Here is a 25,936-nt window from a genome sequence, read left to right as displayed (position 1 = left end):
GTCAGCCGTCGTCGCGCTCTACCGTCGTCGCAACGGGCACGGTGAAGCGGAAGGTCGCGCCGCCGGCGTAGCGGTTCTCTGCGGTCAGCGTGCCGCCGTGTGCCTCGACGATGCGCCGGCAGATCGACAGGCCGACGCCCATGCTCTCCGCGCCCTTGGTGGTGGGGACGGGGGTTGTGAAGAGCTTGTCGATCACGCTCGGATCGATACCGGCGCCGGTATCGCTGACGGTGATCTCGATCATGTCCTCCGGCGCGTCGCGCACGAAGATCAGGATCATCCGCGCGCTGAGCGGCGGCAGCTTCTGCACCGCCTCGCTCGCGTTGCGGAGCAGATTGACCATGACCTGCTGGATCTGCACCCGGTCCGCCACCATCAGATCGCTGGTCTGGTGGAAGGCGAAGCGCACCTCGACCTCGGTCCGCGCCGCGCCGACAAGCACAAGGCCGACCGAATCGCGGATCGTCTTTTCGATCGGTTCTATGCCGATCTCGACCTCGCGCTTGGCGATGAATTCGCGGATGTTGCGGATGATGTGGCCGGCGCGCTGAATCTGTTCGTTGGCGAGGCCGACGAGATCGGTAATGCGGCCGATATCGCCGCCGCGCTCGACGATCAGCTTGGTGGCGGCGAGGAAATTGGCGGTGGCGGCAAGCGGCTGGTTGAGCTCGTGCGCGAGGCTGGCTGCCATCTCGCCCATCGCCGTCACGCGGCTCACCTGGACGAGTTCGTTCCGCAAATCCTCGGCGGTCTGTTCGGCGGCGTGGCGATCGGACAGGTCGCGCATGAAGCCGGTGAACAGCCGCTGCCCATCGACCAGCGCCTCGCCGATGCTGAGTTCCATCGGAAATTCGGTGCCGTCGCGGCGGCGCGCCACCACCGCGCGATTGATGCCGATGACGCGCTGTTCGCCGGTTTCACGGTAGCGCTTCAGATAGCCGTCGTGGAGATCGTAGATCGAATCGGGCGTCAGCACGGCGACATTTTCGCCCAGCACTTCGCTTGCCTCGTAGCCGAAGAGCGCCTCGGCGGCGGGACTGAAGCGGCGGATCGCGCCGTGATCGTCGATGACGACCATCGCGCTCGGGATCGCCTGCAGGATCGACTGCATCTGCGCCTCGCGCGCGATCAGTTCAGCCTCGCGTGCCTCGCGTTCGGTGACGTCGGCGCTGATGCCGGAAAGGCGGACGATCCTGCCCGCCGCGTCATACTGGCAGCGCGCGGTCGCCTCGATCGTGCGGAGCGAGCCGTCGATGCGGCGGAAATGGTAGCGGAAGGCGACGCGGTCGCGCCGCTCGCCTTCGGCCGCGGCCACGGCGGCGCTGACCGCCGCCACATCACTCGGCTCGACGCGCTCCGTCCAACCCTGGAAATCGGTGATCGGTGCAGACTGGGTTTCCAGCGGCGCGGCGGCATCGATCGTGCAGTGGATCGCGCCGCCGGGCACGTCCCAGTCGAACGTCGCGAGCCCGTGTACCTCCATCGCGAGCGTCAGCAACGCTTCGCGTTCCATAGGCACCGATTCGGCCTTTAGTCCGATGGATTCCTCGTGCATGATCGTGAGGTTAGGGGGTTAGCAACCATATTTCCAAAGTATTTCGAAACCGTCAGCGCCCAATCCTCGTCTGGCCACGCTGGCCCGTTTTGGGTAGGGTTTTTCAGGGCCGGATCGGACAGCGGAGGCGCGGGCTTGTTGTACAACGATATCCAAAGCTTGGGACGGTATCTTATGAACAGACAGCCGGATTATGGCCCAGATCGGCAATATCGTTGCGGCGGCGCATTGAACTGCCGTGTGGATTGACCTAAGTTAGCGACGAGAGAGGGAGCGACCGTAATGGTGCGCCACAGAAACCCGCCGCAGAGCGGTCAAATTGAAGCCCGGTCCAGGCACGCTTTTCCGGTACGGAATACTCCGAAGTGGCGGAATTGGCTAGTTGAAGGCAGGAACATGGGCACCGTATCATCCAGCCTACACTTTGCGCGCTTCGGTCGCGAAGCAATGGATGACGGCATCTTCCGGCATAGGGGGATGATCGGGTGACGGTTCGCAGCATCTATATCGTTGATGATGACGATGTCGTGCGTGCTTCGCTTCACAGCCTGCTGTCCATTCTACCCGACATCATGATTCAGAGCTTCCGCACCGGCGATGCATTCCTCGCCAGTCAGGACGATCTGTCGCCGGGTGTGCTGCTGCTCGACATTCACATGCCGGGCATCAGCGGGATGGACGTGCTGAAGGCGATCGAGGGGGCGGGCAAGTTCGCGACGATCATGCTGACCGGGCGCGGCGACGTGCAGCTGGCGATCTCGGCGATGAAATCCGGCGTGGTCGATTTCATCGAAAAGCCGTACGAGTTCGATGTCCTCTATGCCGCGATCGAGCTCGCCTTCGCACGGCTCGAGAAGGACAGCCGGCTGCAGGCGCGCGTCGAGCAGGCCAAGGCGATGATCGACCTGCTGAGCCCGCGCGAGAAAGACGTGCTGGCCGGGTTGATCGACGGACGATCGAACAAGATGATCGCCATCGACCTGGAAATTTCGCCCCGCACGGTCGAAATCTACCGCGCGAACCTGATGGACAAGTTGAAGGTCGGCAGCCTTTCCGAAGCGCTGCGGCTGGCCTTTACCGCAGGGCTGATCGGCAACGAGTAACGCTCAGAGCAGATCGAGGCAGGCCTGGATGTCGAACGGGTGGCTACAATAGTGTACGCCGGCGGTCATCGTCTCGTCCGGGTCGCTGCCTTCGGCACCGATCACCAGGATCTGCCCGCCCCAGCCGTATTCGCGTAAGGGTTCTAGCCACGGCCCGTCCGGCAGCGTCTCTTCCGCGACGACGAGCAGCGCGTTGGCGCGCGCGCGGTCGCTGATCTTCGGCGAGCGGAAGTTGATGACCGATATGACATTCTCGCCGCGCTGAACGAGCTGCGCGGCGAAGCTGGAGCGCAGCTTGCTGTCGGGCGTCGCGATTACGACGACGCGCGGCGGTTCGGATGGAATCTCTGTCACGCGCCCCTCTCCAGCTGTCGATGATCGACCATGCCGCGCTGCATCGGCCCGGCCCATACGCACTTACCCCGAGTGCGCCGCGACACGTTCTTTTGACGCGATGGAACGGGTCTCGCAATTGCCCGAAATGGGCCGGTGTCCCGCAAACGGAACGCGGCTGAGTTGTGACGATACACCGAAATGGCTCCAACCTGGTGGATGGCGCCTTTCTAGCGGATTCGGGGCGACCTGCCATTCGGGTCGAATACCCTCCGGGTTCGGACGGAGGGCCGCGTTTATCTCTCGCTAAGGTAATATCGCTCGACCGCGTTGAGGTCCGCGTCGAGATCGTAGACGATCGGCTGGCCGGTCGGAATCTCGAGGCTGGTGATCTCGTCGTCGGGGATGTTCGAGAGGTGTTTCACCAGCGCGCGCAGCGAATTGCCATGCGCAGAAATGAGCACGCGCTCGCCGTCGCGCAGTGCCGGGGCGATGCGCGTTTCCCAGTACGGCAGGACACGCGCGATCGTGTCCTTCAGGCTCTCGGTATCGGGGATGGCGATGCCGGCATAGCGGCGGTCTGCCGAGAGATCGTATTCGCCGCCGGCCTCGAGCGGGGGCGGCGGGATGTCGAAGCTGCGGCGCCAGACATGGACCTGCTCGTCGCCGTGCTTCGCCGCCGTCTCGGCCTTGTCGAGCCCGGTCAGGCCGCCGTAGTGCCGTTCGTTCAGCCGCCAGTCCTTCTCGACCGGCAGCCACAGCCGCTTCATTTCCTCGAGTGCGAGGTTGAGCGTCTTGATCGCGCGCGTCTGCAGCGAGGTGAAGCACTGGTCGAAATCGAGGCCCTTCTCCGCCATCAGCCGCCCCGCCGCGCGCGCTTCCTCCGCGCCTTTCTCCGTCACGTCGACATCCCACCAGCCGGTGAAGCGGTTTTCGAGATTCCAGGCCGACTGGCCGTGGCGGATCAGGACGAGCGTGGGCATGATTCCTCCGTCGGATTGTCCGCCCGTCCTTAGCGATGGATCGCGGGCGTGCAACTTGCGCGGTGTCCGCGCGTCATGGCATTTCGCGCGCAGACGAGGAGACGGAGATGGCGATCGTTCGGCAAACCCTGGTGTACGATGGTCCGGGCGGGCCGTTCGAGGGCGTGATCGCCTATGAGGACGAGGTGCAGACGCTGCGTCCCGGCGTGCTGGTAGTGCCCAATGTGCTCGGCCAGAAGGAGGCCGACAATCAGAAGGCCGAGGCGCTGGCCGCACTCGGCTATGTCGGGTTCGCGTGCGACGTCTATGGGCAGGGCAAGCGCACGACGCGCCAGTCCGAGGATGCCGCGGTCTATATGAATGCGTTGAAGGCCGATCGTGCGCTGCTGCGCGACCGGCTCGCCGCGTCGCTCGCCGCGTTGAAGGGATTCGACCGGATCGATCCCGCCAAGACCGCCGCGATCGGCTTCTGCTTCGGCGGAGGATGCGTGCTCGACATGGCGCGCAGCGGCTTTGACGTGCTGGGCGTGGTCAGCTTCCACGGCGTCTACGACAAGCCCGATTACCAGAGCGTCGTGCCGATCGCGCCGAAGGTGCTGGTCTGCCACGGCTGGGACGATCCGCTCAACCCGCCGGCCGCGACGACGGGACTGGCCGAGGAACTGACCGAGGGCGGAGCCGACTGGCAGATCCACGCTTACGGCAATACCGGCCATGGCTTCACTGACCGCGACATGCCGCCGGGCCGCAAGGGTTTCGGCTATGCTGAGGCCGCAGACCGGCGGAGCTGGCAGGCGATGCGCGGGTTTTTGACTGAGCTGTTTGTCTGAGCCGGGGGAGGGCTAACGGCCCTTCTGTTTCTTGCCGTCGATCAGGACCGCCTGTTGCCAGCGGCTCGGCGCCTTGTCGGTGCGGTGGATGCAGCCCGCCCAGCAGCATGGCCGCTTCTTGCCCTCCAGCAATTCCTCGCGGGTGCGCGTGATGCGGCGGCTGCGCGTCGCGGGCTGTTTCGCATCCTCGACCCAGCATAGGAACTCGTTGCGGCCGAGCGGCGTCAGGCTCTCCCAGAGGGCGAGCACTTCGGGCTCCGATCGGATCGCCGCCTGAAAGTCCTCCGCGGCTTCGTGAACGGTCCCATGTGAAAACGTATCCGGCACGGCGGGCTCCATAGCGATCTAGCGGACGGCGTCGCCGAACGCGCTGCCGCGCAGGTTGATCGCATCATATTGATCGAGCAGCGCGGTCACCTCGTCGACGATCTCCTGCTGCTCGCGCACGATGCGCGCGCTGGCGTCGGCGGTGGGCACGCCGTCGCGGCCTTCGTGAATGGTGAAGCCCTGTTCGATCAGCCAGATCATGTCCGCCGCCCGCGCACGCTCCCGGCGCAGATGATACGCCCATTGCTCGATCAGCCCGGAGGGCACGCTGCGTTCGATTTCGCCCATCGTATGCCTAGACGACAGGTGGCGGCGGAAGGCGAGTCAAATCCAGTCGATCATGTCGGCCAGCACGTCCAGGCAGGAATGGGCGAGCGTCTTCGACCGCTCCGGCGACCAGCCGAATTCGGCATCGGGGTTGGGATCGTGATCCTTGAAGGGCATTTCCAGCGTCATCGCGACCGCGCCGAAGCGATTGGCGAGCTGGTTGGTGGACATGGTGAGGTTCGCCTTGCCGGGTGCGGACTTGCCGTATCCCTTCTCGGTCTGGAAATCGGGCGTATGCGCGGCGAGGCGGCGGCCAAAATCGTAGAATTTCTCGCCCTGTTCATCGCTCCAGTTCGGGATGCCTTCGAACCCGGCGATGAAATTGGCGGGGATCGATTCGTCGCCGTGGACATCCATCGCGAAAGCGACGCCAGTTTCGTCCATTGCGTTCCGCACGCACAGCACTTCGGGGCTGCGCTCGGGCGTGGGCTCGTGCCACTCGCGGTTGAGGTTCACGCCCGCCGCGTTGGTGCGCAGATGCCCGCGGAACGACCCGTCCGGGTTCATGTTGGGGACGATGTGGAAGGTGCATTTCTCCCGCAACGCTTGCGTCACCGGGTCGGCGGTGTCGGTGAGGCGTTCGAGCGCGCCTTCCGCCCACCATTCCGCCATGCTCTCGCCGGGGTGCTGGCGCGCATAGAACCAGACGTGCTTGGGCCCGGTGCCGAGTTCGAGGCAATCCATCGCCCGCCCATCGAGCGTGCGGCCAAGCTCGCGGTGGCTGACGCCGGGTTCGAGCGCCATGCGTGCGACGAGCGCATCGTGGCGGTCCATCGTATAGGGCGCGAAATAGGCGAACCACGCCAGGTCGCTCTCGCCCGTCCAGTCCCATTCGAGCACGCCGCCGGCATAGCGCGTGGGCGTCATCCGCCACGCTTCGCGATCGGTCGAGGCGCGCACCTTGTAGTTGGGCCAGCCCGGCGGATAGGCCGAGGACGCCGCGTTGGTGATGCGGAAGGTCAGCGTCCGCCCGCGCGCACCCGCGACGCGGAAGTGAAACCACTGGTAGAATTCTGAGTCCTTGTCGTGGACGATCTCGAGGGAGACGGTGTCGCCCTCGATCCCGACCACACGGATGTTGCCGCTATCGAAGGCGGCGTTGACGGTGATGCTCATTTCACCGTGATAGTGCGGCCAGATTCCCCGGGAAAGCCCCGGAACATCGCATCGGCGAGTTTGGCGGCCACTTCGGCGGCGGTGCCGCCCGGCGCCCGATCGCGTGTCGCCGTCTGCGCGCGGCCTTCCCAGATGACGGTCTTGTCGCGCGCCCGCTGGATCGTCACGGAGAGATTGGTGAGCGTGAAATACTGGTGCCGCACCTTGCCGACCGGGAAGGACACGCCGCCGCCGAGGCCTACGCCGCCACCGCCGCCACGATAGCCCCCGCCGCCACCGATGACGCCGCCGCCGCCGAGGCCGATGGTGAGGCCGGACGTGCGCGGCGGGCCCTCGCGCGTATCCTGCTGGAGCGCGACCACGGCGAGATACTGTTCCTTCGCGCCAGGCGCGGGGGCGTCATAGCCGGCCTTGAGCAATTCGGTCTGCACGGCGGCGGCGAAGGTCTTGAACTCCAGGCTTGCCGGCTGATTGCCCGGCATCGGCTCGACGTTCAGCGTGCCACGCTCCAGCGGTGCGCCGAGGTGGAAGCGCGTGACCTGCGTCGGCGCACTGGCCCCTGTCGTCTCGCAGCCCGCGAGGCTCGCCGCCGTCAAACCCAGAGCGAGCGCATGGAGTGCCTTCATTGCCGTAATCCCTATATGCCGTAGCGACTGTTACCCTGCCGAAACGCTTGTCAGGCAAATGGGGTCCGTGTGTCGAGTGCGGCCCGTCGCACGCATTTTCCGCCTCGCCAGGTTGACTTCGGCGGCCCCCGACTATAGGCGGCAGCCTCTTTTTCCGAACCACCAGAAACGTAGAAGCGAATCGATCATGAAGATCCGCAATTCCCTGAAGTCGCTCAAGGACCGGCATCGCGACAACCGCGTGATCCGCCGCCGTGGACGCACGTACATCATCAACAAGACCAACCGCCGCTTCAAGGCCCGCCAGGGCTGAGCAGTCGCGCGGTGCCGAATGTCGTCATTTTCGACGTCGGCAACGTCCTGTATGATTGGAACCCCCGGTTCCTCTACGAGCGCCTGATCGCGGACGATCGGGCGCTCGATGCGTTCCTGCGCGACGTCGCGACGAAAGAATGGCATTTCCAGCACGACGCCGGGCGGCCGTTCGCGGAGACGTCGGCGGAGCTGGCCGCCTTGTATCCTCACTATGAGGATCTGATCGCCGTGTGGGGCCCGCGCTTCACGGAGCAGCTCGGCGACATGCTGCCGGGGATGCGCGAGATCGTCACCGAGCTCGATGCGCGCAGCGTGCCGCTCTACGCGATCACCAATTTCTCGGGCGAGTTCTGGGGGCCGTTCCGCGCCCGGGAGGCCGATATCTTCGACCGCTTCCGCGATGTCGTCGTCTCCGGCGACGAGAAGATCGCCAAGCCCGATCCCGCCATCTATCACCTCGCGCTCGCCCGCTTCGGCGTGGCGGCGGGGGATGCGGTGTTCATCGACGACCGCGCCGACAATGTCGAAGCGGCCGATGGCGTCGGCATCCGCGGCGTGCTGTTCGAGGATGCGGCGAAGCTGCGGGGCGTGTTGAGCGGGTACGGGCTGCTCTGACTCTAAAAGCCCCTCCCCTTCAGGGGAGGGGTTGTTGTGGTCACTTTTTCCCTTCGATCTCCAGCGCGACCTTGTCGATGCGGCGGAGCATCTTGAGGAAGCTGCGCACCTGATCCTGCTCGAAACCGCCGAAGATGCGCGCTTCCAGCTCCAGTGCTTTCGGCGCGACCTGGCGGTAGAGCTGCGCCCCCGTCTCGGTCAGGCGCAGCAGGTGCGAGCGACGGTCGCCGGTGTTGGGCACCCGATCGATCAGGCCGCGTCCGACCAGCGCGATGGCGGCGCGGCTGACCGTCACCTTGTCCATCCGCGTGCTCGCGCCGATTGCCTGCTGCGTGATGCCGTCGCCTTCCGCGATCACCGCGATCAGCCGCCATTCGGGGATCGTGAGGCCGAAAAGCGCCTGATACGCCCGCGCGATCCGGTCGCTGACGAGGTTCGACGTGTAGGACAGACGATAGGGAATGAAGTCGTCGAGTTTCAGCGCGGTCTTGGACATACCAATCGCCTAGATGTCATTTTCAGCCACATCAAGGATTTGGCAGTACCGCTTTCGGAAAGCCCGACCATGCCGCATCGTAATCTTGTTGCGCGTGCGTGAGTCCGAAGGCGGTCGGGCGATAGGGCCAGCAGCTTTCGACCATGAATGCCATCGTGTCCTCGATCTTGTGCGGGGCGAGTGCGGCATCGCTGGCCGCCTGCCAGCTCGCGACATCGGGGCCGTGCCCGGCCATCAGATTGTGCAGCGAGAGGCCGCCCGGCGCGAAGCCATCGGCCTTGGCGTCGTACGCGCCGGTGATGAGGCCCATCGCTTCCGACATGACGTTGCGGTGGAACCAGGGTGGGCGAAACGTGTCCTCCGCCACCATCCAGCGCGGCGGGAAGATCACGAAATCGGCATTGGCGCGGCCGGGCACGTCGCTGGGCGAAGTCAGGACGGTGAAGATCGACGGATCGGGATGATCGAAGCTGACCGTGCCGATCGTGTTGAAGCGCGCGAGATCGTAGCGCCACGGCGCGAGGTTGCCGTGCCAGGCGACGACATCGAGCGGCGAATGATCGAGCGTCGTCGTCCACAGGCTGCCGAGCGATTTCTGGACGAGTTCGAAGGGAGCGTCGATGTCCTCGAAGGCGGCAGCGGGCGTCTCGAAATCGCGGGGGGAGGCGAGGCTGTTCGATCCGATCGGGCCGAGATCGGGCAGGCGGAAAAGGGCGCCGTGATTCTCGGCGATATAGCCGCGCGCGGCGCCATCGGGGAGCAGCGCGCGGAAACGCACGCCGCGCGGGATCAGCGCGATCTGGCCGGGGGCGATATCGACACGGCCGAGTTCGGTGAGGAGGGTCAGGCGGCCCTGCTGTGGAATGAACAGCAACTCGCCATCGGCATCGACGAAGGCGCGGGCAGTCATGTCGGCATTGGCAGCGTAGAGGTGGACGGCGACGCCCTCGAGATCGGCCGGGTCGCGGTTGGCGAGCATCGTCGTGATGCCGTCGATCAGATCGGTGGGTGCGGTGGGGTCGGCAATCGGCGACCAGCGCAGGCGATTGGGGGCGAGGGGCGCCGTGTCGGTGCCGGGGGCGAACAGCTTTGCGCCCTCGTAGCGGGTGTAGGGCGGATGCTCGGCGCTCGGTCGCAGGCGGTAGAGCCAAGAACGCCGGTTTTCATGGCGCGGCGCGGTGAAGGCGGTGCCCGAGAGTTGTTCGGCGTAGAGGCCGAAGGCGGGGCGCTGCGGCGAGTTGCGGCCAACGGGGAGCGCGCCGGGTACGGCCTCTGTCGAGAAATGGTTGCCGAAGCCGGTCTGATATTGGGTCACGGCCGCGCCTTCCTCCCAACGTCACCCCGGACTTGTTCCGGGGTCCAAGGCTCCGCGAGCGCATCGCAAGAGCCTCTTGCCGGCACGTTTGCGGCACCATGGATCCCGGAACAAGTCCGGGATGACGGATTGAGGTGCAGCGCGGTCACTTCTCAACCGTCACCACACCCCGGCGAATCTGGTCCAGCTCGATCGACTCGTACAGCGCCTGGAAATTGCCGTTGCCGAAGCCCTCGTTGCCCTTGCGCTGGATGATTTCGAAGAAGATCGGGCCGAACATATTTTCGGTGAAGATCTGCAGCAGAATGCCTTCGCGCTCGACGTCGCCGTCGATGAGGATCTTGTTCTTCTTCAGCCGGTCGAGATCCTCGCCGTGGCCGGGCACGCGCGTGTCGACCAGTTCGTAATAGGTGTCGATCGTATCCTGCAGTTTCACGCCGCGTGACCGCAGCGTCTCGATCGTCGCGAAGATGTCGTCGGTGGTCAGCGCGAGGTGCTGGATGCCTTCGCCATTATATTCGCGGATGAATTCCTCGATCTGGCTCGTGTCGTCCTGGCTCTCGTTGAGCGGGATGCGGATGGCATGATCGGGCGCGATCATCGCCTGGCTGAACAGGCCGGTCGCCTGGCCCTTGATGTCGAAGAACTTCTGCTCCTCGAAACCGAACAACGTGCGGTAGAATTCGCTCCACACCCGCATCTGCCCGCGCCGGACGTTGTGGGTGAGGTGATCGAGCAGGTCGAGGCCGACGCTGTTCGCCGCCTCCCTCTCGCGCCATCCGGGAAACTCGGCCCAGTCGGCGTAGAGATCGATGCCGTCCTGAATGAAATAGAGGTAGGAGCCGCCGATCCCCTGAATGACGGTATCGTCCTCTTCCGTGGGCTTGGCGCCGTTGGCGAGCGCCCATTCCATCGCCTTGGCCGGGTCGGCGACGCGGAACGCCATAGCGGATGCCGAGGGGCCGTGCTCACCGCGGAAGGCGGCGACGCGGCCAGCCTCGTCGCGATTGATCATCATGTTGATGCGGCCCTGCTTGTAGCGGGTCACGTTCTTGGTCGGGTGGCGATGCGTCGCCGTAAAGCCGAGCTGTTCAAGCTGCTTCCCCATGCCCTCGGGATCGGGCGAGGTGAATTCGACGAACTCGAAGCCGTTGAGGCCGAGCGGGTTGGGGTTCGAAGCGGGCGCGGTATCCTGTTTCATATGATACTATGTAGGGATTTGGTGGAAGCGTGTCAAAGCCATACCGTCGCCCCGGCGGATGCCGGGTCCGCCGAGTTTTAGCCAATGGTTTGCCATAAACACAGCGGCCCCGGCCTCCGCCGGGGCGACGATCAAGCGACCCGCCGCACGGTATTGCGCATCCCCCCGACGATCCGCGACAGGATCAGCTCGTCGAAGCTCGCGTATCCCAGCCCGAGGTGATCGGGCCGCACACTTGCCGTCTCGATCAGCCCCAGCGCTCCCGTCCGCAACCCGATCCGCCCCACCCGCGCCCAGCGGCGGGCGGTTTCCCAGCGCAGCAGCTTGCGGCTGAGCGCATCGGGTCGGCGCGTCTCGATGAAATGCGTCTGCAGCTTCACCAGCGTCTCGCCGAGCCGTTGCAGCGTCGCGCGGTCGGGGATCGGCTGCTGGCGCATGATGTAGAGCGTGACGAGCTCAGCCATCTCGTCGGCCGCATCGCCGAAATCGGGGCGGTGCGCGTCGGCCAGCACGCGGATCGCGCAGGCGCGGACCTCGTCGGCACGGCTCTGGGACAGGCTGCCGCGCACGCGGCGATAGGTCATCAGCTCCTCGTCGAGCCGCGCGATCGTGCCGTGGCGGGCGATGCGGTGGTAGAGGTCGTAGTCCTCCGCGCAGATCAGCTCGGGCCGCATGAACACGCCCATCGCGCGGGCGGCATCGGCGCGCATCATCACCGAGGACCAGACGAGCGGATTCTCGATCTTGAGCAGCCATTCGATCACGCTCGGCGTGGTGACGGGCGCGAGCGTCGGCGGCAGGATCGCGCCGTCGTCGAGGATATCGGCGGCGGTGCCGAGCAGCACCGTCTCCGGGTTCGTGTCGAGATAGGCGACCTGCTTGGCGAAGCGCGTCGGCTTGCAGAGGTCGTCATGGTCGAGCGCGGCGATATAGCGCCCGCGTGCCTGCGCGAAGGCGGCGTTGCGGGCGAGGACGACGCCGCCATTCTCCGCCTGCCGGGTCACGCGGATGCGGGAGTCACCGATCGCTTCCACCACCGCGATGCTGTCGTCGGCGGAGCAATCGTCGACGACGATCAGCTCCCAGTCGGTGAAGGTCTGCGCCTGCAACGAAGCGATCGTCTCCGGCACGAGCGACGCGCCGTTGTAGATCGCCATCAGGACGCTGATCGTGGGGGGCGTTGCCATGCCGCGACTTATGCGGGCGCGGCGCCTAAAAAGGCGTTACGCGGGGAACGTCCCGGCTCAGACCGCGATGCGCTCGGTCAGCAGCCGGTCGAAATAGGCGATCGTCTTGCCGAGGCCCTCGCGGAGCTGGATCTTGGGCTCCCAGCCGAGATCCTCGCGGGCGCGCGTGATATCGGGCTGGCGCTGCTTGGGGTCGTCCTGCGGCAGCGGCTGATAGGTGAGCTTCGACTTGGAGCCGGTCAGCTCGATCGCCAGTTCCGCCAACTGCTTGATCGTGAACTCGTTCGGGTTGCCGATGTTGACGGGGCCGATCGTCTTGTCCTGATTCATCAGCGAGAGGAAGCCGTCGATCAGATCGTCGACATAGCAGAAGGAGCGCGTCTGCGAGCCGTCGCCGTAGATGCTGATATCCTCGCCCTTCAGCGCCTGGATGACGACGTTGGAGACGACGCGGCCGTCCTTCGGGTGCATGCGCGGGCCATAGGTGTTGAAGATGCGCACCACGCGGATGTCGACGCCGTGCTGGCGGTGATAGTCGAAGAACAAAGTCTCCGCCGCGCGCTTGCCCTCGTCGTAGCACGAACGGATGCCGATCGTGTTGACATGGCCCCAATAGCTTTCGGGCTGTGGGTGGACGAGCGGATCGCCGTAGACTTCGCTGGTCGAGGCCTGGAAGATTTTCGCCTTCACGCGCTTGGCAAGGCCGAGCATGTTGATCGAGCCGTGGACGCAGGTCTTGAGCGTCTGCACCGGATCGAACTGATAATGCACCGGCGAGGCGGGGCAGGCGAGGTTGTAGATCTCGTCCACCTCGACCACCAGCGGCGAGGTGATGTCGTGGCGCAGCGCCTCGAAGCGCGGATTGCCGAGCAGATGCTCGATATTGGAGCGGCGGCCGGTGTAGTAATTGTCGACGCACAGCACTTCCTGGCCCGCGTCGAGCAGCCGCTCGCACAGGTGCGAGCCGAGGAAGCCCGCGCCCCCGGTCACGAGAATACGCTTGCGGAAGAGATCCTTGTCGTCGCCAGACATGCGGGAATTATACCTTCTGTAAGCCGAGGACCGGCCGGGGCGAGCGCGGTTTGGGAGAGGACCGGAATAGTGTCAACGGCGCATATGGCCGGTGCGGGCCTGACGCGGCCTGGCGAGGTCCGGTGCCCCTATCGTCCCGCGCCGGCACAATGCGTACCATCTTGGCACAGCGCCCAATAGCTGGCAGCCTCCGCCGCGACCCTTCGGACTCGCGCATGAGACGATGCTGCGCGCAATACTTGAAGGGTGTGAACGCACGCAAAATCGTGAATCGGCGTTCCAACGACCAGGCGTCACCCATGCCGCCGCTTAGATAAGGGGATCAGCGATGAGTAGTCTCGCTAGCAGTAACGGAAAAACCGGATCCAAACAAATACTCGGCATAGATTTGCTGAGATTTTTCGCGGCGGCGTTCGTGGCGCTGTATCATCTTGCCTTCTACAATCGCGTCGGGCCGGAGATGCAGGCCAATCCGCTGATGGCGCATTTCAATGTCTATGAGGGCCTGACGCCGTTCTTCAACACCGGCTGGATCGGCGTGCAGATCTTCTTCGTGATCAGCGGCTTCGTGATCGCCTACACCGCCTTCGGCCGCACGCCCGGCGCGTTCCTGGAAAGCCGCGTCGCGCGGCTCGTGCCCGGTGTCGCGGTCTGCGCGACGGCGATCGTCCCCGTCATGCTGCTGAGCGGCGACGGCCTCGGCGAGACGATTCGTGCCTATCTGATGTCGCTCGCCTTCTGGCCCACCGGCCCGTGGGTGACGGAGACGTTCTGGACGCTGCCAATCGAGGTGATCTTCTACGCCACGATCTTCATGCTGATCCGCTTCCGCCGTATCGACAAGCTCGAATGGCTCGCGATCGGTATCGGCAGTGCCAGCGCGCTCGGTTGGGTCGCCTATTGGGTGACGATGGCGCCCGGCGTTCCCGGTGTGCTGCACCAGCTCGTGTCGCTCGGCCTGATCCGCGTCGGGCGGTTCCTGCTGCTCGAACATGGCTGCTTCTTTGCGCTCGGCGTGCTGATGTGGCTGATCGCGGTGCGCGGCGTTACGCGGCTCCGTGTCGTCATGGCGACGCTGATGTTCGCCGCCGGCACGCTGCAAGTGGTGGCCGAGGCCTATCGCGCCGCCGCCTGGGCCAATTACGAGGCCGCACCGCTCACGGCCGCCGCCATCTGGGTCGTGGCGATGGGGGCGCTGATCGTGTCGATCGCCGCCAACGGGCCGATCAACCGCGTGCTCGGTGCGCACGCGCGCACCATACGCACGCTCGGGCTCATCACCTTCCCGCTGTATCTGCTGCACCAGCCGTTCGGCACGCTGATCACGGGCACATTGCTCGCGAGCGGTGTGGCGCCCGGCATGGCGCTGGTGGCGGGGCTGGTGGCAGTGATGCTGCTTTCGTACCTGGTGGCCGAACATACCGAACCGCTCGCGCGTCGTGGCGTGATGCGTGGTATGACGGCGCTCGCCGCGGTGCCGATCCCGGCGATCTTCCAGCCTGCACGGACCCGCACCGCGCTGCGCTGACCGTCTGCGAACCGTCGATTCCGAAAAGGCCGGTCGTGTGCTTATGCGCGCGGCCGGTTTTTCGTTTCGTCTGCAATATAGTATTTATACGGAGGCTATTCGCACTCTATAGGTATTTTATCGAAGTATATATCCTGCAACATTGTAGTAAATGTGGTTTAACTTCATCGATTGAGGGTTTATAGTCGCAACAAAGATAAAAGTTCGATTGTCCGGGGGCGGATCGAACTGCGATAAAAGTGTTTCGATACACCCTTGCCTTTATATTGTGGGGCGAGAAACGTGAAAACATCTTTGTTTGTCGGCAACACAGTTGCCGAGCTTACCAACGCGCGAAGCTGGCTCGGAGAGGATCTCCGCAACATCACCGTGTTCGGCAACAACAGCAATTGGGATGCGCTGAAAAGCTCGCTCAACTACGTCTACAACGTCTTCAAGGGCCAGAATGTCGACCACATCTGGTCGGTGCCGCTGATCGTCCAGGGCGCGACGCTGAGCAACGCGGTCGCCGGCGATTACGACGCACAGTATCTTGCCATCGCCAAGCAATTCGCCGCGAACCTGACCACCGACGACCAGATCTACATCCGGCTCGGCTGGGAATTCAACGCCAGTTGGTTCCCTTGGTCGGCGATCGGCCAGCCCGAGACGTATGCGGCTGCTTTCCGCCACGTCGTCGACGTCTTTCGCTCGGTCTCCGACAAGTTCGTGTTCGAATGGAATCCGAACGCGGGCAATTTCGGCGTCAATCCCGAGCTCGCCTATCCGGGCGACAAGTATGTCGACGTGATCGGCATGGATTTCTACTACAACACCCAATATCAGGGCACCGATCCGGTCGCGGCGTTCCAGAAGTTCGTGACCATGAGCTACGGCCTGCAATGGCAGCAGGATTTCGCCGCGCTCCACCAGAAGCCGACCGCGATCTCCGAATGGGGCGTCAACACGCCCAACGCCGCGCCCTTCGTGGAACTCGCCGCCAAGTGGTTCGAGGATCACGGGATGTTGTTCCAGAATTACTGGAACTCGAACTCGGCCTATACCGGCATGCTCAGCGGCGGCCAGTATCCCGGTGTCGGCGATATGTTCAAATCGCTGTTCACCGGCCCCGACAACGACACGGCGATCGTCGTGCCCAAGGCCATTGCCGGCACGCCGGGAACGGTGATCGGCACCGACGGTGCCGACCGGCTCGATGGCGGTACGGCAAGCGACCATATGTACGGTGGGCGCGGCGACGATACCTATGTCGTCGACAGCGCAAACGACACCATCACCGAATATTTCAACTCCGGCACCGACACGGTCGAGGCGAGCGTGAGCTATACCCTGCCGTCGCTGGTCGAGGTGCTGCGGCTGACGGGCACCGGATCGCTCAACGGCACCGGCAACTCGATCGACAATGTCCTCTACGGCAACGGCGGCAACAACGTCCTGCGCGGCGAGGGCGGCAATGACGTGCTCGATGGCGGTGGCGGTCGCGACCTGCTGTACGGCGGCACTGGCGACGACACGTATCGCAACGTCGATGCGGGCGATACGATCGTCGAATATGCGGGCGAGGGGACCGATACGGTTGAATCGACCATCGACTACACGCTCGGCGCCAATCTCGAGAATCTGACGCTGATCGGCAAGGCGTTGAGTGGCCACGGCAACGCGCTCGACAATGTCATCACCGGCAACGCGCTGAACAACAACCTCGCGGGCGGGAGCGGTAACGACAAGCTCTACGGCATGGCCGGCAACGACCGCCTCGCTGGCGGGGACGGCAACGACATTCTCGACGGCGGCACCGGCATCGATCGGCTCGACGGCGGCAATGGCGACGACACCTATTATGTCGACAATGCCGCCGATCAGGTGATCGAATGGTATAATTTCGGCCTGGGTGGCACCGACACGGTGATCTCGACCGTGTCCTATGCACTGCCGATCAACGTCGAGAAGCTCGTGCTGGCAATGGGCGCTGGCGACATCAACGGCACCGGCAGCGCCGGCGACAACACGATCACCGGCAATGAGGGCAACAACGTCATCAATGGCGGCCAGGGCGCGGACACGATGCTCGGCGGCCTCGGCGACGACACCTACTATGTCGATAACGCCGGCGACGTGGTCACCGAATGGGCCAATGCCGGCAACGACAGCGTCATCTCCAGCATCAGCTACACGCTGACCAACAATCTCGAGAACCTGACGCTGACCGGAATTGCGAACATCAACGCGACGGGCAACGGCCTCAACAACCATATCGTCGGCAATGCCGGCAACAATGTGCTCGACGGCGGCTATGGTGCCGACATCCTCGAGGGCGGTGCCGGCAACGACACCTACATCCTCGATGCGACGGCCGACGTGGTGATCGAGCAGGCCAATGCCGGCATCGATACGGTGATGACCGGCCATGCCTACACGCTGGGTGCCAATGTCGAGAATCTGGTGCTCACCGGCACCTATTCGGTCAACGGCACCGGCAACGCGCTCGATAACGTCATCACCGGCAACAGCGGCGTCAACTGGCTGCAGGGCGGCGATGGCAACGACACGCTGTACGGCATGGACGGCAACGACACGCTGACCGCGGGCAACGGCAACGACATTCTCGATGGCGGCACCGGCGCCGACAAGATGGACGGCGGTGCGGGCGACGACACCTATTATGTCGACAATATCGGCGACGTCATCGTCGAGTGGAGCAACGCCGGTTACGACCGCGTCTACAGCTCGATCGATCTGACGCTGGGCAACAATTTCGAGGCGCTCACGCTGACCGGCAACGCCGTGCGCGCGACCGGCAATGGGCTCGACAACGTCATCGTCGGCAACGCGCTGGCCAATGTCATCGACGGATCGTGGGGCGCCGACACGTTGACCGGCGGCGGCGGGGCGGATCGCTTCGTGTTCGGTGCATCGAGCGGTCGCGACACGATCACCGATTTCGGCGTGGGCGGGGCGGATTCGCTCGATCTGTCCTATTGGCTCGCCGCCGGGCGCATGCCGGTGGTCAGCTACGACGGGCGCGACACGTTGATCCAGCTCGACGGATCGAACAGCATCAAGCTGCTCGGCGTGGACCCGTCACACCTGCAGGGCGACGTGACCGGATACCATTTCGGGTGATCAGGCGATCGCGACGATCAGTTCGACGATCAGCGACCACAGGATGAGGCTGACGATCGCCGAGAACGCCAGCGCCGGTAGGTTCAGGTCGGGGTGCGGGCGGACCATGTCGCCGGTCGCGGCGCCGCGCTGTTCGGCTGGTCCGCGTACGGGGGCGGGCGTTGCGGCGCGCTCCCGTGCCAGTTCGCGCAGCCGCGCCATGCTCGCCGCGCCGGATCTTGCATTGTGCTTCACCCGATCCTCTCCAGGCAGGGTCGTCCTTGCTCGCGCCCGCCCCGGCGGGGCCGCTTTACGAGAACTGAAGTAATGCGTGGCAACGGACGGATGTTCCCGTGTGACAGGAGGGAGGAAAGGCCGGTTTGCGTTGAAAGGAAAGGCAAATCGGGCGTGCCGGTACTCCGGCGCAGGCGATCAGTAGGAGCCGCGCGCCATCAGGACCGAGGGAACGGTCATCAGCAGGATCTTCACGTTGAGACCCAGCGACTGCGAGCGCGCATATGCGACATCGAGCGCGACGCGGCGGCGATAGCAGACGTTGTTGCGGCCGCTGACCTGCCACAGGCCGGTGATGCCGGGCCGCACGCTCGAATAATTGACGATGTAGCGGCCATAGCGAACCGCCTCGGCTTCGACGATCGGACGCGGGCCGACGATGCTCATGTCGCCGCGCAGGACGTTCCAGAGCTGCGGCAGCTCGTCGATGCTGCTCATCCGCAGGAAACGGCCGATCGGCGTGATGCGCGGATCGACCTTCAGCTTCTGGTCGAGCGCCCATTCGGCGCGCGCCTCCGGCGATTCCGCGAGGATCTTGGTGAGGCGTGCCTCGGCATCCATCACCATCGACCGGAACTTCAGGCAGCGGAACATCTTGCCGCCGCGGCCGATGCGGCGCTGGCCGAACAGGATCGGGCCGGGATCGGCGAAATAGACGATCGCCGCGGTCAGCATAAGCAATGGCGCAAGACAAAACAGCGCAACAGAACTGATGACAATGTCGAGCGCGCGGATCATCGCAGCAGAATCCGCGATCGCGCGGACCCAGTTCTTTCGCGGTGCGGGGGAGCGGACGGGCCCGGGTTGGGCGGCGACCTTCAGCTCACTGAAAGCGATCGACATTCGCACCCTTTTTGCTGTCCGCGTTGTTGCGTTGCAGCATTAATGCCACGTTAGGCTAAATTACTCAAGCGGCGCGGGCGGTGAAACGCCGCGTTATTCAGATGACTTGTATCAACATGACACCAATTGCGGCCCAGAGGAACGCCGAACCACCCACAATGAGGCCGACGCGCACCAGGATCGGATAATGGCCGACGTCCGGTTCGGGAAATTCGCCGGCTGCGAGTCGCGCTTGCAGGGCATGAACGGGCGAGTCGACCGGGGACATCGCCATGTCGGCAACGCGCAGCGCCGCGCGCTGATCGGCAGCGGAGGGCTGGAACATCTTGAACTTGCGCTGCGACGACACCGGCACTCTCCCGTAACGACATGACGGTGTAGGCGGAGCTTGCTTTCCGAAACGTAAAAATACCTGCGCGACCGGCCAGGTTATTCGAGAATCGGCAGGCGGCGGCGCGGCTCTGCGCGCGGGGCGGGAAAGGCGCGCGTCGGCGTTGGGGAAGGCGTCGGCTGCGGTGCCGCACCGGGGGCGGGGGTCTGTGTCGCGGATGGCATCGCGAAGCCGCCCGGCGGCGGTGCCGGCGGCAGGTCGATTTCGCTCGAGATCGCGGGCATCGCCGCATTGCCGACCGCCGGCGTGTTGGCCGCCGCCGCCAGCATCGCGTTCGCGCTCCACAGCAACGCCATCTGCGGCACGTCTGGCTCGATCTCCGCATAGGGATTGGCGAAGGCGGCGGTGGAGCTCCACCCGTCGGCACCGGTATAGAAGATATGCTGGCCGATCACCGCCAGCTTGACCAGCGTCGGCTGCCAATAGGGCGCGACGTAATTGGCATGATAATGCGTGGCGCGGCCGACCGTGACGTTGACGTGGCCGTACAGCGCCTGGCTCGCGATCTGGTGTACCGCCGCCCAGATCTTCGGCTCGGGCTTGCGGGCCATCGATCCGTCGCAGGTGAAGCTGAACTGGCAGCCGGTGGCGCGCTCCGACCCCTGGAACACCACGCCGCAGACCGTCTTGGGATAGGCGAAATGGCGGACGCGGTTGAGGATCACCTGCGCTACGCCGCGCTGGCCCTCGGCGGGCTCATACGCTGCCTCGTAGTAGATCCCCGCCGCGAGGCAGTCGGTCGCGCGCGCGATCGAGAGCGGATCGGCCTTGCCGAGCGCGAACGGCGCGGCCGGCGGCTTCGGCCCGAGCGAGACGGGAATCTTCGCGTTGTAGAGGATCGCCTGCTCGCGCGTCAGCGGCTGGAGCTTCAGCGGTTCGGCAAGCTCCTGCAATTCCTTGCTGAGATCCTCCAACTGCGGTGGCCGCGCCTCGCCGTTCGCCGGCCGCGCCTTGCTGTCGACGACGCCTTCGACGGCACGATAGGTCGGCGGAACCAGCATCCAATATCCGAGCGCGGCAACCCCGATCAGCAGCGCCAGCATGACAGCGACCAGCGCGAGCACTTCCGGGCGTGCGCGCACTTCGCTCCATTCGGGCATTTTCAACTTGGCCATCGGGCCACTTCCTAGTGCCTCCGTTCGCAAATGCAAAAGAAGCTGGGATGCCGGTCGGTTAGGCCGAACACCGCTTACTGCTCGTGCATCGCCCCGCGGAAGGTCTGGGTGATCGGTTCGATCAGATACTGCAGCGCGGTGCGCTCGTGCAGCGTCACCATCACCTGCGTCTCGTTGCCGGGGCGCAGCTTGCCGGCGGGGCCGGCGGCGTCGGACAGCCGCTTGAGCTCCTTCGTCGGCACCTTCACTTCCATCGTGTAGTAGAACTGGCCGGTGCGCTGGTCGTTGAAGCTGTCGGCGGAGACGCGCGTCACCTCGCCGTCGATCTCCGGGATGTTGCGGCCGTGCGTCGCCGCCAGGTGCAGGCGCGCCCGCTGGCCGGGGCGGATCTGGTTCGCGTCCTGCGGGCGGACGCGCGCCTCGACCACCAAGGCGTCGTCGCGCGGCACAACTTCCATCAGCGTTTCGCCGGGTGCTGCGACGCCGCCGACGGTGTGGACGGCAAGGCCGACCACGGTGCCGGTCGCGGGCGCGCGGATCTGCGTGCGGGCGAGCTGCGCGCGCGCGGCGGCCCATTGCGGCAATGCCGACTGCAGCTCCGTCTGCGCCTCGCGCAGGCGCTGGGCGATATTCTCGGCGCGCGTGTCGGCGGCCTGCACCATGCTCAGTTTGGTCTCGCCGATCGCGCCGCGCAGCCGCGCCTCCTCGGTGCCGATCGTGCCGGCGGTGCCGTCGAGTTCGGCGGCGTCGCGCTCCATCTGCAGCACGCGGTTCTTGGAGGCATAGCCCTTCGCGGCGAGGTTGCGCACCGCATCCAGCTCCTTCGCGAACAGTGCGCGCTGGCGCTCGGTCGCGCCGCTGCGCACCTGGAAGCCGTTGATCTGCTGGCCGATCTGCGCCGCGCGCGAGCGCAGCACCGCCTGTTCGGCTCCGGCCGCGCTGCGGCGCGCGCCGAGCTCTACGCGCTGGAGCGCCAGCGCCCGGTCGGCGAGCGCGCGGTCGGCGGCATCGAGCTTCGCGAAGTCGGCGGGCGCGTGTATCTCACCCTCGCCGAGCTGTTCGGCCTCGAGTCTGGCGATCTCCGCCTGCAGCCCGATCACGCGCGCGGCGAGCGAGCGTTCGTTGCCGCTCGCCTCCGCGGTCGACATCTGGACGAGGAGCTGCCCCGCGCGGACCTGCGAGCCTTCGTGTACGAAGAGGCCGGAGACCATGCCCTGCTGCATCGTCTGCACCTTCTGGCGCTCGCCCGAGACCTTGACCGTGCCGCTCGCCGATACCGCCGCGTCGAGCGGGGTGAACGCCGCCCAGCCGACGCCGAGCACGAAGAACCCGGCGATGAAGATGCCGCCGAGCATCAGCTCGCGGCGCGGATCGCCGGCGGTGCGCGCCTGCGGCAGTTGCGGCAGCCGCGGCATGCCCCAGAGGGGGGAGGGCTGAAGCACGGTATCACTCATCATGCGCTCTTGTGATTGGCGAGGACGGTCGCGAGGGGATTGTTCTTCTCGGTGACGACGGGGCCGAAGCGCACGACGCGCCCTTCGTTCAGGATCAGCACCTTGTCGACCGACGCGATCAGGTCGCCGGTGTGCGCGGCGACGATAACGGTGGTGCCCTGGCGCTTGAGCGTCAGCAGCAACTGGATCAGCCCGTATTGCGCATCGGCATCGAGATGCGCGTTGGGCTCGTCGAGGATCAGCACGCGCGGATCGCCGTAGAGCGCGCGGGCGAGCGCGACGCGCTGCGTCTGCCCGGCCGACAGCCCGGTGCCGCCGAGGCCGATGCGCGTCTCGTATCCCTGCGGCAGCCGCACGAAGCTGTCATGCGCGCCGATCAGCTGGGCCGCGCGGATCACCGCCGTATCGATGTGCGCCGGATCGGCACCGAGATCGCCCGCAAAGCGCGAGATGTTCTCCTTGAGCGTGCCGGGGAACAGCACGAATTCCTGCGGCATATAGCCGATGTGGCGCGCGATCTGCGCCTCGTCCCAATCCCAATAGGAAGCGCCGTCGTAGCGCACCCAGCCGCGCGCCGGCGCGACCGCGCCGGACAGCGCGCGCAGTAGCGTGCTCTTGCCCGAACCGCTGCTGCCGATCACGCCGATCAGCTCGCCCGGATTGACCGTGAAGGCGACGTTGGCGAGCGCGACGCGCTCGGTCTCGGCGGTCAGCACGGTGAGATGTTCGACATCGACGCGGCCTGTGGGGACGGGGAGGCTGGTCGACGGCGCATCGACCACCGTATCGAGGATCACGTCGATCTTGCGGCGCGCTTCCCACGCCTGGAGCAGCCCGCGCGAGGCGCCGACGATCTGTTCGATCGGCTGCACCGCCTTGCTCAGCAGCAGCGAGGCCGCGAACACCGCGCCGCCCGAGATCTCGCCCTTGACGGCGAGATAGCCGCCGACCGCCAGCGCGACCGATTGCAGCGCGAGGCGCACGAATTTGATGATGCCGACGTGATTGCCCGTCGACAGGCTGGCGCTGGTCTGGATCGCGTTGCTGCGGCCGCGTTCGCGCAGCTGGCGGGCGACCATCGCCTCGCGCATGCCGAGCGCACGCACTTCGGCGGCATAGGCGGTGATCTGCGACTGGTTGGCATAGGCGACCGATGCCGCCTCGTTGGCGGCGAGCACCGCCGAATGGGTAGACCGCTCGTTGCTCCAGGCGAGCAGCAGCAGGATCACGCTGGCGACGACGCACAGCGCGCCGAGCAGCGGATGGATGAGGAACGCGACGCCGGTATAGATCAGCGCCCAGGGGCCGTCGAACACCGCCAGAACGCCCGCGCTGCCCATGCCCTGGCGCAGCGTGTCGAACTGGCGCAGCGCGTCGGCGCGCTGGATGCGGCTGAAACCGGCCTGTGCGAACACCGCCGACATCACCCGCGATGCCAGCACGTCCTCCATCCGCGCGCTGACGCGGACGAGCAGGCGCGAGCGCAGCCAGTCGAGCGCGCCGAGCGTTGCCAGCGTCAGCAGGCAGACCGCGGTCAGCGCGACCAGCGTCGGCACGCTGCCCGATCCCAGCACCCGGTCGTACACCTGCATCATGAAGATGGTCGGCGCGAGATTGAGCAGATTGAGCAAGGCGCTGAACAGCGCGATGCCGATCAGGTGCGAACGGCAATGCGCGAGGGCGGCGCGAACCGCGCTATGCGCCGCACCGACCGGTTGGGCACCGCGCCTGCCGCCGCCGGCCGTGCGGGAAGGGGGACGGAAATGCTGCAACGAATATGCTCCTGGGAACGCCTCGATCGACGCCGCCAGGGCTATATGGCAAACTCGCTAACGCATGCTTAACCATGCGCCCGCTTCGGCCCGATTTAAGAACGCCTTATCAACGCGATACCAGCGGCGGCCGAGATTTGTACGGATGCCCCGCCGGAAGCAGGGATTCGAGCCCGAACTTGTAGGCCGCCCAGCCGAACAGCCGATTGACTTCGTCCTGCGACGGCACGCGGCTCAACACCACGATCGCCTGCACGTCGCCGCGCCAGAATTGCGTCGTGCCGATGCGCATACCGACATAGCCGCTCATCGCGCGCGTGTTCTGCGGGCCGGTCAGCCGCAGGTAATCGGGCGCGCCGCCGTTGAACCACAGCCGCGACCCCGGATTGCCGCCGCTGTCCAGGGCCCATAGCGCCATCGCGCTGTTCTGCCGCCACGACAGCGCGCCGGTATGATCGTTCCCCGCGCCGTAGAGCGTGCCGCGGATGGGGCCGTAGAAACTGCTGTTCAGCCCGCGCAATCCGCCCGCCACGGTGTCGCCGAACGAAAAGGCATAGGCATCGCCGTTGGCATCCTTGTCGAGAAACCCGACCGCGAGGATCGTCGAACCCGAACTGCCCGCGGGCAGGCCCGACGAGGGCGTGATCAGCCGGTCGTCGGTGCCGTCGAAGCGCAACGCCGCGCGGCCATTGCGTCCTAGCGGCAGGAATGTCGGTGCCTGTCCGGGGGCGGTATTGTTGGCCCATTTCTGCCAGCCCGACAGATCCTCCCACATCGCCGTCTCGCCCTGCGCGGTCAGCCGCGTGGCATCGGCGCGTGCCTTGGCGGACGTCGACGCATCGTACCAGCGCACCAGCGCACCGCCGATATTGGCGGGGGTCCAGCGCTTGAACTCGGTGATGAACTGCGCCGCGCCATTGGGGTATTGCCCGCCGGAAAGCTGGTCGGTCTTGCCGGAATTGCTGTCCCAATAGCAGGAATACAGGTAATTCTGATCGCGCAGCCACGCCGCGAACAGCCGGATGTACGTCGGCACGTCGGCATTCGCGCCCCATTCGTCGATTGCGTATTTCTTGCCGTGCGCCTTGGCGAAATCGACCTGCCACTGCATCCCGTAGCGCGCGTTCTTCTTGTAGTTGAACGCGGTGAGCTCGGTGTTCGAGCCCGAAAGGTCGAACTGCTTGTCCATGTAGACGTCCATGCCGACCACATCGACGACATCATCACCGGGATAGGAAAGCTCGGGATTCACGAGCTGGCCGGACACGTAGTAGGTATGATTGGGGCACCAGACGAACTGGAACTTGCCCGATACGGCGCGGAACAGGCTGACGACGTGGCGGAAGGCGTCGATATAATCCTGTTCGTGGCCGACCGACGACCACGCCTGCGACGCCCGGGTCAGGTTGAATTCCCAGCCGATGCGGATGAAGAAATAGGGTGCCGTCGGGTTGCCATCGACGATCGCCTGCGCGGCCTGGGTGAAATGGATGTCGCCCGCGCCGTCCGCCGTTGCGCGCAGCGAGCCGTTGCTCGGGCACAGCGGGATGCCGATATTATAGGTGCGCCCGCCATGCGCGGAGGAACTGCCCACGGCGCTCGCCGCCATTTGCTGATAGCTCGCGCGATTGAGAAAGGTCAGCACGATATCGAACGGCCCGCCGAACCAGCGCTCCGACGTGGTGAGCACGCCGCCGGGCGGATATACGCCGAGATAGCCGCTGCCCGTCGGGCCCGCCGGCAGCACCTGCGCCGCCGTTGCCAGCGCGCGAGCGGACGCCGTCGCGCTCTGCGAACCGGCTGCGTCCGGGGCATACGGCGCGTCGGCGGCACCCGGCTTTTCCGTGCCGCCGGGGACGAAGGTCAGGCCGGTGTCGCTGCTCTCACCGAGCAGACCCAGATAGCTCGCCGCGCTCGCCACCCCGATCGTCCCCGCGGCTGCCCCACCAAGCAATATGCTGCGGCGCGATACGCGTGATTCGCCGCTCACAGCGCATTTCCTGCACAGCAAGTCTCAAGAAAAAAGTGCGCACGTACCCCTTCAGTGACACTAATCATGCCGCTGTCTCCGTCCCT

General features: G+C 65.4%; 25 protein-coding genes. 6 read left to right on the top strand and 19 right to left on the bottom strand.

All coding sequences use genetic code 11. The features are described 5' to 3' along the window. Position 1: 1 nt before the first annotated feature. Positions 2 to 1,555 (bottom strand): PAS domain-containing sensor histidine kinase, encoded by a 1,554-nt coding sequence (locus tag Q5H94_RS20080; protein ID WP_304563044.1) that lies wholly within the window; start codon positions 1,553 to 1,555, stop codon positions 2 to 4. A gap of 485 nt (positions 1,556 to 2,040) precedes the next feature. On the opposite strand from Q5H94_RS20080, the gene Q5H94_RS20075 reads away from it, so the two are divergent. Next, positions 2,041 to 2,658 (top strand): response regulator transcription factor, encoded by a 618-nt coding sequence (locus Q5H94_RS20075; protein WP_304563043.1) that lies wholly within the window; start codon positions 2,041 to 2,043, stop codon positions 2,656 to 2,658. A gap of 3 nt (positions 2,659 to 2,661) precedes the next feature. Here the strand turns inward: Q5H94_RS20075 and Q5H94_RS20070 are convergent, their stop codons facing one another. After that, entirely contained in the window at positions 2,662 to 3,012 is a 351-nt protein-coding gene (locus Q5H94_RS20070) for a hypothetical protein (RefSeq protein ID WP_304563042.1), read from the bottom strand. 275 nt (positions 3,013 to 3,287) lie between these two features. Then, positions 3,288 to 3,974, bottom strand: a complete 687-nt coding sequence (gpmA, locus tag Q5H94_RS20065; RefSeq protein ID WP_304563041.1) for a 2,3-diphosphoglycerate-dependent phosphoglycerate mutase — start codon at positions 3,972 to 3,974, stop codon at positions 3,288 to 3,290. Between the two features lie 107 nt (positions 3,975 to 4,081). Here gpmA and Q5H94_RS20060 point away from each other — a divergent pair, with 107 nt between their 5' ends. Next, positions 4,082 to 4,804 carry a dienelactone hydrolase family protein gene (locus tag Q5H94_RS20060; RefSeq protein WP_304563040.1) on the top strand — a complete coding sequence of 241 codons (723 nt, stop codon included), beginning with the start codon at positions 4,082 to 4,084 and terminating at the stop codon, positions 4,802 to 4,804. A gap of 12 nt (positions 4,805 to 4,816) precedes the next feature. On the opposite strand, the gene Q5H94_RS20055 is transcribed toward Q5H94_RS20060, so the two are convergent. The 4 genes from Q5H94_RS20055 to Q5H94_RS20040 are packed head-to-tail and all read right to left on the bottom strand — an operon-like array spanning position 4,817 to position 7,200. Further along, positions 4,817 to 5,143 carry a YdeI/OmpD-associated family protein gene (locus tag Q5H94_RS20055; RefSeq protein ID WP_304563039.1) on the bottom strand — a complete coding sequence of 109 codons (327 nt, stop codon included), beginning with the start codon at positions 5,141 to 5,143 and terminating at the stop codon, positions 4,817 to 4,819. 6 nt (positions 5,144 to 5,149) lie between these two features. Continuing rightward, on the bottom strand, positions 5,150 to 5,419 hold the full coding sequence (locus Q5H94_RS20050; RefSeq protein WP_304563038.1) for a hypothetical protein: 270 nt from the start codon (positions 5,417 to 5,419) through the stop codon (positions 5,150 to 5,152). Between the two features lie 36 nt (positions 5,420 to 5,455). Continuing rightward, positions 5,456 to 6,574 (bottom strand): M14 family metallopeptidase, encoded by a 1,119-nt coding sequence (locus Q5H94_RS20045; RefSeq protein ID WP_304563037.1) that lies wholly within the window; start codon positions 6,572 to 6,574, stop codon positions 5,456 to 5,458. Then, complete coding sequence (locus tag Q5H94_RS20040) at positions 6,571 to 7,200, bottom strand: DUF4136 domain-containing protein (RefSeq protein WP_304563036.1); 630 nt, start codon at positions 7,198 to 7,200, stop codon at positions 6,571 to 6,573. Before Q5H94_RS20040 ends, Q5H94_RS20045 begins: the two co-directional genes overlap by 4 nt. A 187-nt stretch (positions 7,201 to 7,387) precedes the next feature. Here Q5H94_RS20040 and ykgO point away from each other — a divergent pair, with 187 nt between their 5' ends. Then, positions 7,388 to 7,513, top strand: coding sequence for a type B 50S ribosomal protein L36 (gene ykgO, locus Q5H94_RS20035; RefSeq protein WP_069205031.1), 126 nt, complete (start codon positions 7,388 to 7,390; stop codon positions 7,511 to 7,513). An 11-nt stretch (positions 7,514 to 7,524) separates the two neighbouring features. Further along, entirely contained in the window at positions 7,525 to 8,130 is a 606-nt protein-coding gene (locus tag Q5H94_RS20030; RefSeq protein ID WP_304563035.1) for an HAD family hydrolase, read from the top strand. 40 nt (positions 8,131 to 8,170) lie between these two features. Here the strand turns inward: Q5H94_RS20030 and Q5H94_RS20025 are convergent, their stop codons facing one another. From Q5H94_RS20025 to Q5H94_RS20005, 5 genes are all read right to left on the bottom strand, one after another. Beyond that, positions 8,171 to 8,626 carry a MarR family winged helix-turn-helix transcriptional regulator gene (locus tag Q5H94_RS20025; RefSeq protein ID WP_304563034.1) on the bottom strand — a complete coding sequence of 152 codons (456 nt, stop codon included), beginning with the start codon at positions 8,624 to 8,626 and terminating at the stop codon, positions 8,171 to 8,173. A gap of 31 nt (positions 8,627 to 8,657) precedes the next feature. After that, a complete protein-coding gene (gene hmgA / locus Q5H94_RS20020; RefSeq protein ID WP_304563033.1) occupies positions 8,658 to 9,941 on the bottom strand; it encodes a homogentisate 1,2-dioxygenase in 1,284 nt (427 codons plus the stop codon). A gap of 145 nt (positions 9,942 to 10,086) precedes the next feature. Continuing rightward, positions 10,087 to 11,142: a 4-hydroxyphenylpyruvate dioxygenase gene (hppD, locus tag Q5H94_RS20015; protein ID WP_304563032.1), complete on the bottom strand. Its 1,056-nt coding sequence runs from the start codon at positions 11,140 to 11,142 to the stop codon at positions 10,087 to 10,089. 131 nt (positions 11,143 to 11,273) lie between these two features. Further along, positions 11,274 to 12,329 (bottom strand): glycosyltransferase family 2 protein, encoded by a 1,056-nt coding sequence (locus tag Q5H94_RS20010; protein ID WP_304563031.1) that lies wholly within the window; start codon positions 12,327 to 12,329, stop codon positions 11,274 to 11,276. A 57-nt stretch (positions 12,330 to 12,386) separates the two neighbouring features. Further along, on the bottom strand, positions 12,387 to 13,361 hold the full coding sequence (locus tag Q5H94_RS20005; protein WP_304563030.1) for a UDP-glucuronic acid decarboxylase family protein: 975 nt from the start codon (positions 13,359 to 13,361) through the stop codon (positions 12,387 to 12,389). Positions 13,362 to 13,749: 388 nt separating this feature from the next. Between Q5H94_RS20005 and Q5H94_RS20000 the strand changes: the two genes are divergently transcribed. Then, positions 13,750 to 14,889, top strand: a complete 1,140-nt coding sequence (locus tag Q5H94_RS20000; RefSeq protein ID WP_304563029.1) for an acyltransferase family protein — start codon at positions 13,750 to 13,752, stop codon at positions 14,887 to 14,889. A 282-nt stretch (positions 14,890 to 15,171) separates the two neighbouring features. Further along, positions 15,172 to 18,012, top strand: a complete 2,841-nt coding sequence (locus Q5H94_RS19995; RefSeq protein ID WP_304563028.1) for a glycosyl hydrolase — start codon at positions 15,172 to 15,174, stop codon at positions 18,010 to 18,012. Here the strand turns inward: Q5H94_RS19995 and Q5H94_RS19990 are convergent, their stop codons facing one another. From Q5H94_RS19990 to Q5H94_RS19960, 7 genes are all read right to left on the bottom strand, one after another. After that, positions 18,013 to 18,246, bottom strand: a complete 234-nt coding sequence (locus Q5H94_RS19990) for a hypothetical protein (RefSeq protein WP_304563027.1) — start codon at positions 18,244 to 18,246, stop codon at positions 18,013 to 18,015. Positions 18,247 to 18,423: 177 nt separating this feature from the next. Then, positions 18,424 to 19,023 carry a sugar transferase gene (locus Q5H94_RS19985; protein ID WP_304563026.1) on the bottom strand — a complete coding sequence of 200 codons (600 nt, stop codon included), beginning with the start codon at positions 19,021 to 19,023 and terminating at the stop codon, positions 18,424 to 18,426. 202 nt (positions 19,024 to 19,225) lie between these two features. Then, positions 19,226 to 19,477 (bottom strand): hypothetical protein, encoded by a 252-nt coding sequence (locus Q5H94_RS19980; protein ID WP_304563025.1) that lies wholly within the window; start codon positions 19,475 to 19,477, stop codon positions 19,226 to 19,228. Between the two features lie 80 nt (positions 19,478 to 19,557). Then, entirely contained in the window at positions 19,558 to 20,634 is a 1,077-nt protein-coding gene (locus Q5H94_RS19975; RefSeq protein WP_304563024.1) for a cell wall hydrolase, read from the bottom strand. Between the two features lie 74 nt (positions 20,635 to 20,708). Then, positions 20,709 to 22,088, bottom strand: coding sequence for an HlyD family type I secretion periplasmic adaptor subunit (locus Q5H94_RS19970; protein WP_304563023.1), 1,380 nt, complete (start codon positions 22,086 to 22,088; stop codon positions 20,709 to 20,711). Beyond that, a complete protein-coding gene (locus Q5H94_RS19965) occupies positions 22,088 to 23,860 on the bottom strand; it encodes a type I secretion system permease/ATPase (RefSeq protein ID WP_304563022.1) in 1,773 nt (590 codons plus the stop codon). Before Q5H94_RS19965 ends, Q5H94_RS19970 begins: the two co-directional genes overlap by 1 nt. A gap of 109 nt (positions 23,861 to 23,969) precedes the next feature. Beyond that, positions 23,970 to 25,850 (bottom strand): glycosyl hydrolase, encoded by a 1,881-nt coding sequence (locus Q5H94_RS19960; RefSeq protein ID WP_304563021.1) that lies wholly within the window; start codon positions 25,848 to 25,850, stop codon positions 23,970 to 23,972. Positions 25,851 to 25,936 lie beyond the last annotated feature (86 nt).

This window comes from Sphingomonas immobilis, from assembly GCF_030580995.1.
Taxonomy (GTDB): domain Bacteria; phylum Pseudomonadota; class Alphaproteobacteria; order Sphingomonadales; family Sphingomonadaceae; genus Sphingomonas; species Sphingomonas immobilis.
The sequence above is the reverse complement of the archived record's forward strand: the minus strand, read 5'-3'. Positions and strand labels throughout refer to the sequence as shown.

Bases quoted from the DNA above. Each gene is read 5' to 3' on its own strand.
- Q5H94_RS20080 (WP_304563044.1), bottom strand. From the start codon at position 1,555: ATGCACGAGGAATCCATCGGACTAAAGGCCGAATCGGTGCCTATGGAA.
- gpmA (WP_304563041.1), bottom strand. From the start codon at position 3,974: ATGCCCACGCTCGTCCTGATCCGCCACGGCCAGTCGGCCTGGAATCTC.
- Q5H94_RS20060 (WP_304563040.1), top strand. From the start codon at position 4,082: ATGGCGATCGTTCGGCAAACCCTGGTGTACGATGGTCCGGGCGGGCCG.
- Q5H94_RS20055 (WP_304563039.1), bottom strand. From the start codon at position 5,143: ATGGAGCCCGCCGTGCCGGATACGTTTTCACATGGGACCGTTCACGAA.
- Q5H94_RS20050 (WP_304563038.1), bottom strand. From the start codon at position 5,419: ATGGGCGAAATCGAACGCAGCGTGCCCTCCGGGCTGATCGAGCAATGG.
- Q5H94_RS20045 (WP_304563037.1), bottom strand. From the start codon at position 6,574: ATGAGCATCACCGTCAACGCCGCCTTCGATAGCGGCAACATCCGTGTG.
- Q5H94_RS20040 (WP_304563036.1), bottom strand. From the start codon at position 7,200: ATGAAGGCACTCCATGCGCTCGCTCTGGGTTTGACGGCGGCGAGCCTC.
- ykgO (WP_069205031.1), top strand. From the start codon at position 7,388: ATGAAGATCCGCAATTCCCTGAAGTCGCTCAAGGACCGGCATCGCGAC.
- Q5H94_RS20025 (WP_304563034.1), bottom strand. From the start codon at position 8,626: ATGTCCAAGACCGCGCTGAAACTCGACGACTTCATTCCCTATCGTCTG.
- hppD (WP_304563032.1), bottom strand. From the start codon at position 11,142: ATGAAACAGGATACCGCGCCCGCTTCGAACCCCAACCCGCTCGGCCTC.
- Q5H94_RS20010 (WP_304563031.1), bottom strand. From the start codon at position 12,329: ATGGCAACGCCCCCCACGATCAGCGTCCTGATGGCGATCTACAACGGC.
- Q5H94_RS20005 (WP_304563030.1), bottom strand. From the start codon at position 13,361: ATGTCTGGCGACGACAAGGATCTCTTCCGCAAGCGTATTCTCGTGACC.
- Q5H94_RS19985 (WP_304563026.1), bottom strand. From the start codon at position 19,023: ATGATCCGCGCGCTCGACATTGTCATCAGTTCTGTTGCGCTGTTTTGT.
- Q5H94_RS19975 (WP_304563024.1), bottom strand. From the start codon at position 20,634: ATGGCCAAGTTGAAAATGCCCGAATGGAGCGAAGTGCGCGCACGCCCG.
- Q5H94_RS19970 (WP_304563023.1), bottom strand. From the start codon at position 22,088: ATGAGTGATACCGTGCTTCAGCCCTCCCCCCTCTGGGGCATGCCGCGG.